This window comes from Roseimarinus sediminis, assembly GCF_050433125.1.
Lineage (GTDB): Bacteria > Bacteroidota > Bacteroidia > Bacteroidales > Prolixibacteraceae > Roseimarinus > Roseimarinus sediminis.
The window spans coordinates 213,730-226,017 of the sequence record NZ_JBNPXV010000002.1; the positions used below are offsets into that span (position 1 = coordinate 213,730).

The 12,288-nt window shown below is 44.4% G+C and carries 10 protein-coding genes; 5 read left to right on the plus strand and 5 right to left on the minus strand.

All coding sequences use genetic code 11. The features are described from left to right. Nucleotides 1–3 precede the first annotated feature (3 nt). Together FHS86_RS03870 and FHS86_RS03875 are read left to right on the plus strand one after the other, a co-directional pair. Complete coding sequence (locus FHS86_RS03870) at nt 4–1,818, plus strand: V-type ATP synthase subunit I (RefSeq protein WP_429411341.1); 1,815 nt, start codon at nt 4–6, stop codon at nt 1,816–1,818. A 25-nt stretch (nt 1,819–1,843) separates the two neighbouring features. Further along, entirely contained in the window at nt 1,844–2,293 is a 450-nt protein-coding gene (locus tag FHS86_RS03875; RefSeq protein WP_429411343.1) for a V-type ATP synthase subunit K, read from the plus strand. A gap of 175 nt (nt 2,294–2,468) precedes the next feature. On the opposite strand, the gene FHS86_RS03880 is transcribed toward FHS86_RS03875, so the two are convergent. Then, entirely contained in the window at nt 2,469–3,779 is a 1,311-nt protein-coding gene (locus FHS86_RS03880) for a sodium:proton antiporter (RefSeq protein ID WP_429411344.1), read from the minus strand. A gap of 208 nt (nt 3,780–3,987) precedes the next feature. Next, nucleotides 3,988–4,671 (minus strand): DUF502 domain-containing protein, encoded by a 684-nt coding sequence (locus tag FHS86_RS03885; RefSeq protein ID WP_429411346.1) that lies wholly within the window; start codon nt 4,669–4,671, stop codon nt 3,988–3,990. Between the two features lie 152 nt (nt 4,672–4,823). Here FHS86_RS03885 and FHS86_RS03890 point away from each other — a divergent pair, with 152 nt between their 5' ends. From FHS86_RS03890 to FHS86_RS03900, 3 genes are all read left to right on the plus strand, one after another. Further along, a complete protein-coding gene (locus FHS86_RS03890; RefSeq protein ID WP_429411348.1) occupies nt 4,824–6,056 on the plus strand; it encodes a hypothetical protein in 1,233 nt (410 codons plus the stop codon). A 297-nt stretch (nt 6,057–6,353) separates the two neighbouring features. Further along, nucleotides 6,354–7,148 (plus strand): patatin-like phospholipase family protein, encoded by a 795-nt coding sequence (locus FHS86_RS03895; RefSeq protein ID WP_429411350.1) that lies wholly within the window; start codon nt 6,354–6,356, stop codon nt 7,146–7,148. A 145-nt stretch (nt 7,149–7,293) separates the two neighbouring features. Beyond that, a complete protein-coding gene (locus tag FHS86_RS03900; protein ID WP_429411351.1) occupies nt 7,294–9,774 on the plus strand; it encodes a glycosyl hydrolase 115 family protein in 2,481 nt (826 codons plus the stop codon). Between the two features lie 53 nt (nt 9,775–9,827). Here the strand turns inward: FHS86_RS03900 and FHS86_RS03905 are convergent, their stop codons facing one another. From FHS86_RS03905 to FHS86_RS03915, 3 genes are all read right to left on the minus strand, one after another. Beyond that, on the minus strand, nt 9,828–11,387 hold the full coding sequence (locus FHS86_RS03905; protein WP_429411353.1) for a carboxylesterase/lipase family protein: 1,560 nt from the start codon (nt 11,385–11,387) through the stop codon (nt 9,828–9,830). 103 nt (nt 11,388–11,490) lie between these two features. Then, entirely contained in the window at nt 11,491–11,859 is a 369-nt protein-coding gene (locus FHS86_RS03910; protein ID WP_429411355.1) for a helix-turn-helix domain-containing protein, read from the minus strand. An 11-nt stretch (nt 11,860–11,870) separates the two neighbouring features. Beyond that, the gene (locus tag FHS86_RS03915; protein WP_429411357.1) at nt 11,871–12,167 is read right to left on the minus strand and encodes a type II toxin-antitoxin system HigB family toxin; all 297 of its coding nucleotides are present in this window, start codon (nt 12,165–12,167) and stop codon (nt 11,871–11,873) included. Nucleotides 12,168–12,288: the final 121 nt, after the last annotated feature.

Below are 12,288 nucleotides of genomic sequence, written 5' to 3' on the forward strand. Positions count from 1 at the left end.
AGCATGTCGAAATATACCTTTCTCATTTATCATGAAGAGTACCTTACTTTTCTCGATTTACTGAGAAACACCGGGGTGGTGCACATTCAGGAAAAAGCCGATGGCCTTGCTGACGACGAAGCGCTCAACGAAAAAATGAAGCTTCATCAAAAAATTAACGACAGCATAAAACTGTTGAAAGCAAGGAAAGTGGATGCCATAAGTCCGGCACAAACACACGAGGGCGCACCGGAGCTAATCGATCGTATTGAAAAGCTTACTGGCTCCCTTGAAAATGAAAGGGCAAAATTGCATGCGGTGTTAAAAAAATGGCAACAGGTAAAACCCTGGGGACCTTTCAGCATTAAAACCATCGAACAATTAAACGAAGCCGGTTGTACATTGCATTTTTTCTCCTGTAGCAAATCGAAGTTTGATGAAAAGTGGAGAAGCGACTATCAGTTGTTTGAAATCAATCGCGTTGGCTCCCAGATTTACTTTGTTCTTGTAAGCGATACACCTGAAGCACCGGTCATCGATGCTGAGCTTCAAGCGCTGCCCAACGACGATTTACTGGCTGTTGAAAGCAAAAAGAAACAGCTTGAAGAAAAGATCAAAGGCATTGAAAATGAGCTCGACCAAGTGGCAGCATCGGCCATTCCCCTGTTAGAGCAGTACAGAGAGCGTAACAACAGTGAACTCGATTTTCGTAAAGTGGTGCTTAATGCAGGGAATGAAGCAGAGAACCGCCTAAAAATACTGGAAGGCTGGGTGCCCGACGAACAAATGGAAGAATTGGAAGCAGTCCTGCTTGAAAGCGGTGCCTACTACCTGAGAAGTGAAGCCGGAGTGAATGATCAGGTTCCTGTTAAATTGAAGAACAACGCTTTTACCAGCCTCTTCGAAATGATCGGCTCGCTGTATTCGCTGCCCAACTATCGGGAACTGGATCTGACACCCTTCTTTGCACCATTTTTCATGCTCTTTTTCGGTTTTTGCCTTGGCGATGCAGGATACGGCCTGCTCATGTTGGCAGCGACCCTCGTTTTGCGCGCCAAAGCCAAACCTGCCATGAAGGGCGTTTGGACGCTTGGCTTCTTATTTGGAATCGCTACTGTGATCATGGGCCTTGTTAGTGGTACTCTCTTTGGTGTTGAACTGGTAAAATTAGACATCCCCTGGCTGGAGCAATACCAGCGAATGGTGCTTAACCAAAATCAGCTCATGTACTTTGCCGTGGCACTGGGTGTTATCCAGATTATTTTTGGGATTTGTCTCAAGGCGGCAAGGGCCATTAAAATGTATGGCATTAAGCACGCGCTTTCAACCATTGGCTGGGTCATTATTCTGGTAGGTGTTGGCGGAAGTTTTGGCCTGATGAAGATGGAAAACATCGATGCTGAATTGGCCAGTTACCTCATGATTGCTTTTGGCAGCGTGGGCGGCATTTTGGCCCTCTTTTTCAATTCCCCGGGAAAGAACATCTTTATCAATTTTGGACTCGGGCTATGGGATACCTACGGCACTGTAACCGGCTTGCTGGGCGATGTATTGTCGTACATCCGACTGTTCGCCCTGGGCTTATCGAGTGCCGTGCTTGGAAACGTGTTTAACCAGCTGGCTTTTTCTGTCAATATCGACCTGCCGGTAGTTAAGCAGCTGATGATTCTGATGATTTTGCTGCTGGGGCATTCCATCAATTTCTTTATGGCTGCCCTGGGTGCCTTTGTACACCCGTTACGTCTGACTTTTGTCGAGTTTTACAAGAATACCGGTTTTGCCGGTGGAGGAAAAAAATATTCGCCATTCCGTAAAATGGAAGAGGCGCTGAATGAATAGAAAATATTAATAAAAACAGATAATTATGGAACCTATTGTATTAGCTTACATCGGAATTGGTATTATGGTAGGCCTGTCGGGAATGGGAAGTGCTTTTGGTCTCTCATTTGGCGGTAGTGCTGCCATTGGCGCCATGAAAAAGAACGAGAGTTCGTTTGGTCAGTACCTCTTGCTGGGAGCACTTCCCAGTACACAGGGGATTTATGGCTTTGTGGGTTATTTCATGCTTGCTCCGCTGCTTACAAGCAGTATTACCTGGTTGCAGGCCGGAGCCGTTTTGGGTGCCGGTCTCGGACTGGGCGTGGTAGCTCTCTTTTCGGCCTTGCGCCAGGGACAGGTTTGTGCCAATGGAATTGCCGGATTGGGCGCCGGACACAATGTGTTCAGCATTAGTCTGATCATGGCCGTATTTCCTGAGCTGTATGCCATCCTTGCCTTGCTTGTTGCCATTTTGATTGGACAGGCTGTGGCATAATTTAAACGAACAGAAAAATCAAAAGAGGATGCTCGCTTGCGACCATCCTCTTTTTTTTGCCTGTACAGAACAAAAATTCTTAATCAGCAGCTGCTGAGTAAATTATTTGAACGGAAAAAAGAGCGTAAAGGCCAGCTGCCTTTACGCTCTTTTTTATATTCATCGAATATTGCTTTTATACAAAAATCAACTGAGCTAAAATGTATACCGGAAGTAATACAACCAGCGAAAACTTCACAATGTATCCAAAGAAGCTGGGCATTGGTATTTTGTTCTCTTCGGCAATGGCTTTTACCATGAAGTTGGGGCCGTTACCAATGTAGGTCATGGCACCAAAAAATACAGCACCCAAACTGATTGCCTTTAGCAGAAATTCAGGTACTTTGGCAACCAGGGGGGCATTTCCAAACTGGTCGGCAATGCCTTGGGCCAGATTATGGAATGAAACCGCAGTAGGTGCATTGTCGAGGAAAGCACTCAAACCACCGGTAGCATAGTAAAAATGAGCCCCGCTGCTTAAACCGAATGAATGGGCATTCTCCCGAAGGTACAACAGTGCCGGAACCATGGTAATAAAAATACCAAGGAACAAAAAGGCCACTTCGACAATGGGCCCCCAGGTAAATTTGTTTTCCTCGTAACGCATTTTCTTATTGGTGAATACCAGCGAAAGGAGGGCCATCAGCAGAATCACACCTTCACGTATAAATCCAAAGTAGTGATTGTCGTGGATAATGTGCAAATAATTCTCATTCAGAAAAGCCACCGATAGTACCACGCCAATCAGAAATACAAAATTCAGATTGCCTTTCATCCTGATGGGTTCAATTTCGGTGTGGTCTTTTACAATGGCTGCAGCTGGTTCTTTTTTGTGATAAAACGAATCAACAAAAAAGTAGATGAGCAGCAGCGTGGCATTAACAAATAACCATGGACCAATTAAACTGAAGAACCAGCCAAACGGTGCTCCGCGAAGATACAGCAGGAACAATGGCGGATCGCCCAGAGGAGTGAGCATACCACCGGCATTGGCTACAATGGCAATAAAAAACAGAATGGTGTGTACCTTGAATTTTCTTTCCGAATTGGTTTTGATCACCGGCCGGATCAGCAGCATGGCAGCACCCGTGGTTCCCATAAAGGATGCCAGTATGGCACCAATGGCCAGAAAGAGGGTGTTGATGGCAGGCTTTGCTTCAATGTCGCCTTTCAAATGAATTCCTCCGGTAATTACAAAAAGTGCTCCAAGTAAAATAATAAAAGGAATGTAATCGAACAGGATCTGATGCATCAATGCGTGACTTAAACCCCGTATTACTAAAACTACTGCCAGGGGAATACCCAATACCAGCGATACAATCAATTTGTTCTTGTTTTCCTCCCACCAATGGTGGAAAAACAGCGGACCAATTGCTATAAATAGCAACATTACCACAAATGGTATCGACAACCATAAGGGCATACTTTCTACAGTTCCATGGTTCATAAAGCCAATTTTTAAAATGATTAATTTTTTTGTGGGTTGAAAATAAAAAAATTATCCCCGAATTAAGCAATCACTCATTTAAAAACTGAACTTATAATATCTATAAATCGATTTATTTAAATACTTCAGGGTGAAAATAGGAAGCAAACACTAAACATAAAGTATACAACATCAGGCATTCACAACTTTTGCTTAAGCGTAATAAGACTCATTCTATATTTGTTGGCATTTGTTCATTGCTTCCCATTCGGGTCGATTGAAGCTCCATCCCATTGTAATGACTGTTTCCACTTTGTGCAAACACTTCGGCAGAACCAGCTCCGCAACTAATGATGGTTTTTATGGCAGTATCAACCGGGATGCTGCTTCTGACTACCTTTTCTTTTGGCAAATGATATATATTTCCCGAAGTGGGATTGGGGCCTGTAGGTACAAAAACAGTGATGTAATTGTTAATCTCTTGATAATCGGTAATGAAGCCAGTCATTAATACCCCTGAATTGAAAATATCGACCAGCACTACTTCAGAAAAGAACGACCGGTTTTTTCCAAAGAACTGCTGTACTATTTCACGGGCAGTTTTATAACCTGGAATTTTATAGAAATAAGTAGTTTCAATGTGTTTTAAAAGGAGATTTCCAAAACGGGTACGGATAAACAAACCAATAAAGAAGAAAAGCACAACAATGGCGATCACCGCTATAATGTATACTACCATAGTCGATATGCGGGTATTGGTTTCAAAAAGCTTAACCAGTGGTTCGAGATTCTTTTCGATCATTCCAATTACCCAGCGAAAAAGAACAACGATCAATCCAAGCGGCAGTATGGCTGCAAGTCCCCCAATTAATGTAGTACGAAGAAAATTCAAAATGCTCGATTTGGCCGACATATGAAATAGTATTTGTAATTTACTGAAATTTAAAACGTCTTTTTAAGTGTTGTGTTGCACCGTTCACAGGTAAAAAAGGGTCGTTCACCTTTTTATTCGATTAAATGCAGGTTTTTTTTAGCTGTTTTGTTGCACAAACTTAAACAAAAGCCATGAACATTAACGCTTACATCGAACAATTTACCCGCTTATGGGAACAAGCTGATCCGGCTTTTCCGGCAGGTGAAACACCTGTGCCGTTCGATGAGAAAATTAAACGCGAACAGACCTTAATTGGTTTTTCGGAAAAGCTAAAAAATGAAAGTGAATTTTCCTCTGCTGCCTTGCGTAAGCAGAAAAATAACCGACTGAACAGGGGAATCGAAGAATTTTTCCGTAAGATCATGAATTTCACCGAAGGCGAAGCAGCTGTAATTTCAGGAATGGCCGGTTCGGGTGTGTCGAAAAAATTTATGCAGATGGCCCGGGAATTCGATCCCGAAGTAAGTATGGATGATGTTTTTCAGGCCAGTCGTAACCTGTGGATCATCAATAGTCTGCAAATAATGATGGGCGAACCAATCAGGGTGACACCTTCGGTTTTTGCCTACAGCATGCTTTATCCCTACAGTGATAATTACCTCGACGATCCTGATGTTGATACCATTCAGAAAATCGAATTTAGTAAACGTTTCCGTTTGCGCTTATCAGGCGAAAAAGTGTTAGCCGTTAACCGCAACGAACAGCTGATCTTCGACCTGGTTTATTTGATTGAAAGTGATTGGGATCGAAATAAATTTCCCGGAGTATATCAAAGTCTGTTAGCAATTCACGATGCCCAAACCCGAAGCATCAGGCTGCTCAACGAACGCAGTCAGCTGAGCGACGCCGGGCTGCTCTCGATTTGTATCGATAAAGGAGGAACATCGGTATTGGCCGACGCCTACCTGATGAAAGGTCTGCTTACTGAAGCTGAGGAGCGCTTCTGTTTTGGCTTCGGAACATTCCTGCAATTTGTCGACGACATACAGGATTTGCACGAAGACCTGAACGGAGCACTCGAAACCGCTTTTACAAGGGCTGCCAACCACGGTCAGCTCGAAGAATTTGTGAACCGAACCATCAGTTTCAGTCGTACCGTAATGAACAACATGGATTGTTTCACAGCTCCCAATCTCCATCACATGCAACAAGTGATGATCAAAAGTGTGAATTTTTTGCTCACCGAAGCCATTGCACTCAATGAACGCTTCTTTGACATTGAATATGTTCAGCAAATGGAACTTGCATCTCCCTTTCGCTACGAATTTGTCCGACAACGAAGAAATAAAATGGCAAGCAATCGCATCTCACTGATGAAAAAAATCGAATCAATGGTGATGGAAACCCAGGAGGTGGCAATTTAGGCACGGTATTTGTTATTTTAGTAGTGCAAATAGAAGTAAAAGATTTTTCATAGGTTAGGTTTAGTTAGGTTAGATTAGTTAGTAAGAAGAGAGGGTTGAAGGCCCTCTTTCTTTTTGCCTCTTAAAACGCGACATCCAGACGAACGGCTTTTGTTTTACTACCTGCATGCTGAGCACTTAGCAATTGATATTCTCAAAGCATCCTCCATTTTCTTTTTCGCAATGAAACTTTTTGTCCCGAATTGGGAAGATATTATCTTGCAATTTTTTGTAACTTTTGCCAAACAACCAGGAAGAATGAAAACAGATTTGAAGAATAAAAAGGTGGGGCTGGCATTGGGTGGTGGTGCTGTATTGGGTGCAGCCCATGTTGGTGTATTGAAAGCATTGGCTGAATTCAACATCCGGGTCGATTACATCGCAGGCACCAGCATTGGTGCTTTTGTGGCTGCATTCTACGCCTTTGGAAATAAATGGGACGAAATTGAAGCCTTGGCCGAAGGATTAAACTGGTTCGAAATCAGTGCACTGTCTCTTTCGCGCTACGGCTTAATGTCAAACGAGAAATTAGGGAAACTCATTACCAAAACAATTGGAGATGAACGGATCGAAAACGCCGGCATCCCCTTGGCAATGATTGCCACCGATGCAAGTAACGGGGAAAAAGTGGTGCTTAAGGACGGTCCGGTTGACAAAGCCGCCATGGCCAGTACCTGCCTGCCGGGGCTTTTCAATCCGATAGAAATCAATGGGAAACTGCTGGTCGATGGTGGAATTGTTGAAAATGTGCCCATTGATACGGTTCGGTCGCTTGGTGCCGATTTCATTATTGGGGTCGACTTAAATGCAGCGCATAAATATGAAAAACCCGGAAACATTATCGATGTGTTGATCAATAGTTTTCATTTTACCATGATGGCGGCTTCACGTCTCCAAACCGAGGAAGCCGATCTGCTGATTAAACCCGATTTGTCCGGATTCAGTCGCTCCGATACCAGCCAGATTACTGCATTGATTAAACAGGGATACAAGGATGCTTACAAGGTGCTTGAAAATAAATTCGACAAAATAGAAGAAAGTAAAGCTGAGTAGCTATTCGTGTTTCATCCTGTTATGCTTTATTGTAAAGCAATGTTTTCTTTTGTAGTTTTTGTATTATTTTCATGGCCTGCTTGCCTCATTGTGATAACTGGCAAGTGGACAATGTTCTGATTGTGTTAAAATTCAACAAGATACTATGAAAACGACTCAGCTGTTAAGCATCCTCTTCATTTCCTTTCTTTTTCTCTCGTGTAATTTTGGATCGAAAAATGAATTAATACTTGCAGATAAACAGGGGGTAGCCAGTATTGTACTTTCGCCTCAAAGCGATGAGCTGATCAAATGGGCTGCCACTGAACTGGCCGGTGATCTGGAAAGCCTCAGCGGGCAAAAACCCCGGCTGCTTTTTAGCAACGAACTACCCGAAGGTGAAAACCGGATCATCATCATAGGAAAAGCGGGTGATGAATTGCTGACAAACAACCCGCCTGCTGTACTGGAACAAGTAAACGGTGCATGGGAAAAATTTATGATCGATGCCGTCGGTCAGCGGCTTTACATTGCAGGCAGCGATGTGAGAGGTACCGTTTATGGCATTTTCGAACTGGCCGAGCAGCTGGGCATTTCTCCCTGGAGCTGGTGGGCCGATGTACTTCCTGAACCGGGCAATAAAGTAAGTCTTTCTCTTCCCGAAGGAGGCATCGTTGAGGAGCCTTCGGTACAATATCGTGGTATCTTTCTTAACGATGAGGACTGGGGCCTGCATCCCTGGGCTGCACAAACCTTTGAACCCGAAACAGGCGATATTGGACCCAAAAGCTATGAAAAAATATTTCAACTCCTCCTTCGCCTCAAGGCCAATATCATCTGGCCGGCCATGCATCCCTGCACCAAAGCATTTTACGCCATAGAAGGGAACATGGAAATGGCACAAAAATACCATATGGTAATCGGAACCTCGCATGCCGAACCCATGTTGCGCAACAACGTGGATGAGTGGAAGCACAAGGAGCGGGGAGCTTTCAATTATTTTGAAAACAGCGAAGCGGTTGAAGAATACTGGCGCGAACGCATTCAGCAGGTAGCCGGTGGTGACCATCGTTTTATGGTCACTGTGGGCATGCGCGGTGTTCACGATGGAAAAATGGAAGGAAATGCCACTACCGACGAAAAAGTGGCCATGCTTGAAACCATTTTTGATAAGCAACGACAAATGCTTGAAGAAGAACTCGGGCTGCCGGCCAACGAGGTACCACAGGCCCTGGTGCCTTATAAGGAAGTGCTTGATTTGTACAATGCAGGGCTGAATGTGCCCGATGATGTTACGCTGATCTGGACCGACGACAACTATGGTTACATACGCCGCCGAAGCGATGCCAAAGAACAAATGCGCCCGGGCGGCAGCGGCGTGTATTATCACCTAAGTTATTGGGGGCGCCCGCACGACTACCTGTGGCTGAGTAGCACCCAGCCGGCCCTCATCTGGTACGAAATGAAAAGAGCCTGGGAAAACGGAGCACAAAAAGTATGGATTGGCAATGTGGGCGATATCAAACCGGCCGAATACAACATGGAATTTTTCCTCGACCTGGCCTGGAATATCGATGTGGTGAGTCACGAAAATATCGATGTTCATCTGAAAAACTGGGCGGCACGTGAATTTGGTGAAAAGCTTGCCGACGACATTGCCGCTTTAAAGCAGGAGTATTACCGGCTTGCCATGCTGCGAAAACCCGAATTCATGGGCTGGAGCCGCACCGAACCCAGTACGGCAACGCAACAGGGCGAATTCAGTACCCGGGGAATCAACGATCTGGAAATAAGGCTCAGTCAGTATCACCGCTTGTACCAACAGGCCGATGCCTTGAAAGAAAAAGTAGCTCCCCGTTTACGAGATGCCTATTTTCAGCTGGTAGAATACCCGGTAAAAGGAGCTGCTCTGATGAACGATAAATTCCTCTATGCCCAACTGGCTTACGAAGCCACCGACAAGATCAGCAAAAGCAAGTACGACAGCCTTTCGAGGGAAGCTTACGCCGAAATTGAAGCACTTACCAATTATTACAACAATGAGTTGAGTCAGGGAAAGTGGAAGCACATGATGAGTAGTAAACCACGCAAGCTGGCTGCTTACCAGATGCCCGACTATCATCTGGAGCAAAGTGCTCCTGTAAATGAAAAGGTCGAAAAGGCTGCTTCGAGCCAATTTATTCAGGCCGGTGACTATGTTGCTACTGCAGGCTTTGAACAGTATAAGTGGAAAAAGATTCAAGGCCTGGGCTACAGTGCTCAGTCCCTGACCTTATTGCCGCTTTCCGATCGAAGCTTCGAAACAACACAGCCTTCGGTCACTTACCGTTTTACCATCGACGAGCCGGGAGCATACGAGCTCGAGCTTCGCTGTTTGCCCACTCATGCCAATAATTTTGATCATCAGCTAAGTATTACGGCAGACAACAACGAAGCGCAGACTTTTAAACTGAATACCAGGGGCAGGAGTGAAGCCTGGAAACAGAATGTATTGCGTAATCATAGCCGTATTTTTTACCCGATGAATTTCGACAGTGCCGGTGAAAAAGAAGTTCGTCTCCGTGTGAATCAAACAGGCATTGTAATCGATCAGCTGGCTGTGCGGCCAGCAGGCAGCGAACGGCAGTACATGATTCCTGTAAAATAGTGATCGAAACAGAAATGTTTAAACAGGGGAAATGATTGTTGTATATTTTAAGTTTATTCAACTGCTTGAATGAAGTTCATCAATTCCCGGTCGTGATTATTTACTATGCGACATTCATTATCAAAATACATGGTGACACCGTTTTCGGCAGTGTAGGTTTCCCATGCCGGAAGCACATTCTCAACATTCGGATTGCCTGTTTTTATAAAGTTGATCCATGCCGAACTCATTTTATCGGCCATTTTCCATGCAGCTTCGGTATTTCCGGTCCAGTCGGGCCGCAAGTCAACCGTGTTGAATGCCAGTGGAATGTCCAGGCCGTGGAATGAACCTTTCGAGGCATCATCAACACCGCTTTTCCATGCTAAAAAATAAACATACAAGGGGGCATCGCTCTCCTGGGCCCTTGCATCGGCAGTACGTATGGTATAGGGCCTGAAAACCTTATCAATCGACAATAAATCCTGGGCTGTATAATCGGGGTAGGCCTTTGCGAATAACTCAATGTATCGATCCGTTTTGTCGCCGTAGGTTTTTGCCAGGCGTTCTTTGGCTTCTTCCAGCGTAAGGTCTTTTTCACCATAGAATACAGGCATCATCTCATTCAGCGTAGAACCCATCATCAGTGGAATTTCTTTGGAGATTTCGGCAAAGCCGGGGCTGAAAGGTTGCTGAAGCAACACAGTTCCATCGGCCGAAGGGGCAAAACCAAACATACGTGGCGATCCGGGTTTTCTTGGGCCCGCTATTTTGGCGATCGCCTCATTGCCGGCTTTTACAAGATCGCGGTAAGGAATCGTATCCAGCCTGGCCACTTCTTCGGGGCTGAGTCCTAAATTTTCGAGAACGGCTAAACCCAGTACCTGCGATTGCTCCTTGGTCATCGTATTGATCAGGGTTCCGCTTTGAATGATGGCTTTGTGAAACAAACCGTTTGCTGCCGGCATGCACAGGAGGGTACCCACTTTTCCGCCACCGCCCGATTCGCCTACTATGGTCACATCGGCAGGGTTGCCGCCAAATTTTTCAATATGGTTGTTGACCCACTCCAGCGCTTTTACAATGTCGAGCATACCCACATTGGCCGATTGGGCATATTTTTCGCCACAAGCCGACAAATCGAGAAAGCCCAGGATGTTCAGGCGATGGTTGACGGATACGAACACGATATCTCCCTTCTTTGCCAGGGCTTCTCCATAGGTCATCGGATCGTTGCTGGCACCAACATGAAAACCGCCTCCATGCAGCCAAACCATTACCGGACGCTTTTTGCCATCGTTGATGCCCTGTGTCCATACATTTAAACTGAAGAGTTCCCTTTCGTTCTGGACCGAATCGGGATACCAGGGCACAATTTGTCTCGCTACGGGACCAAAATCGGTACATTCGCGAACACCCTGCCAGGCATCGGGATCCTGCGGAGGCATAAACCTTTCTGCTTTGGCATAGGGAATCCCTTTAAAAGCAAATACTGTATCATGATAGCTGCCTGCAATTTCGCCCGGGGTGATTTGAACATGCGGTGCCTGATTTTGCTTCGGCTTCGGATTACAGCCGGAAAGAATTAATCCTGCTGCAATTAAATACAAAATAATGTTGATTGTTGGTCTCATAGTGTAACTGTTTTGTTGGTTTAAAGTAGGTAGCTTTAGTAAAAAATCATTTCATCACCGGGCGCTTAGGTTCGCTAAGAGTCAGGATTATTATGCGCAGTTTTTATTTTGTTAATTGGTAGTCCTTTATCAACAAATTGGCAGATAAATCAAGTCGTGTCGTTAATTTTCTTATCATGTCGACCGTTAATTTTCTTTTTCTGTTGAGCACTTCAGAAACTCTGCTTTTCCCTCCAATTTCGGGAATTAAATCGACTTGTTTAATTTGCATCTCTTCCATTCTAATCTTTATTGCATCGATTGGGTCAGGAGCCTCGATTGGGTAATGCTCATTTTCATAATTATCAATTAATAATGCCCAGATATCAGCCTCATCACTTTCTGGTGTCCCAATTTTTGCATCGAAAAGTTCATCAAGTCTTTGAAGCGCTTCCTGATAATCCTTTTCTGATTTTATAGGTTTAATGTTCATGTCAAACTTTTTTAAATTGTTTCTGCATCTATTTTGTCATACTCCACATGTGTGCCAATGAATCGAATAAACATCCATTGTTTCTCAAAATTGATCTTGGTAATCAATCGATAGGTATTCCCTTTGATATTAAAAACAATTCGTCCACCTTTTAAAACACTCGCTGAAGAATACGTTTTTTTCACATCAACCGGGCTTTTCCAATCAGCATTCATTGCTGTGTCGTACCAGGTTTTTAAATGTTGTTCACAATCAGCATGTTTCTCCCAATAAGCTCTAAGGGTACCTTTTGAAAATATTCGTTTCATTTTAAATTATTATGGAAACAAAGATAGAAATAAATTCTCGTTTTGAGAACAGAGTGTTCGCCTTATGGGAACTTATTTGTAGCACAATGGACGTCTGTCTACAAATCTGTCCTCGCCCTTG

Coding starts and splice junctions, on each gene's coding strand:
- FHS86_RS03900 (WP_429411351.1), top strand. CDS start 7,294: ATGAAAACGACTCAGCTGTTAAGCATCCTCTTCATTTCCTTTCTTTTT.
- FHS86_RS03905 (WP_429411353.1), bottom strand. CDS start 11,387: ATGAGACCAACAATCAACATTATTTTGTATTTAATTGCAGCAGGATTA.
- FHS86_RS03910 (WP_429411355.1), bottom strand. CDS start 11,859: ATGAACATTAAACCTATAAAATCAGAAAAGGATTATCAGGAAGCGCTT.
- FHS86_RS03890 (WP_429411348.1), top strand. CDS start 4,824: ATGAACATTAACGCTTACATCGAACAATTTACCCGCTTATGGGAACAA.
- FHS86_RS03895 (WP_429411350.1), top strand. CDS start 6,354: ATGAAAACAGATTTGAAGAATAAAAAGGTGGGGCTGGCATTGGGTGGT.
- FHS86_RS03875 (WP_429411343.1), top strand. CDS start 1,844: ATGGAACCTATTGTATTAGCTTACATCGGAATTGGTATTATGGTAGGC.
- FHS86_RS03915 (WP_429411357.1), bottom strand. CDS start 12,167: ATGAAACGAATATTTTCAAAAGGTACCCTTAGAGCTTATTGGGAGAAA.
- FHS86_RS03870 (WP_429411341.1), top strand. CDS start 4: ATGTCGAAATATACCTTTCTCATTTATCATGAAGAGTACCTTACTTTT.
- FHS86_RS03880 (WP_429411344.1), bottom strand. CDS start 3,779: ATGAACCATGGAACTGTAGAAAGTATGCCCTTATGGTTGTCGATACCA.
- FHS86_RS03885 (WP_429411346.1), bottom strand. CDS start 4,671: ATGTCGGCCAAATCGAGCATTTTGAATTTTCTTCGTACTACATTAATT.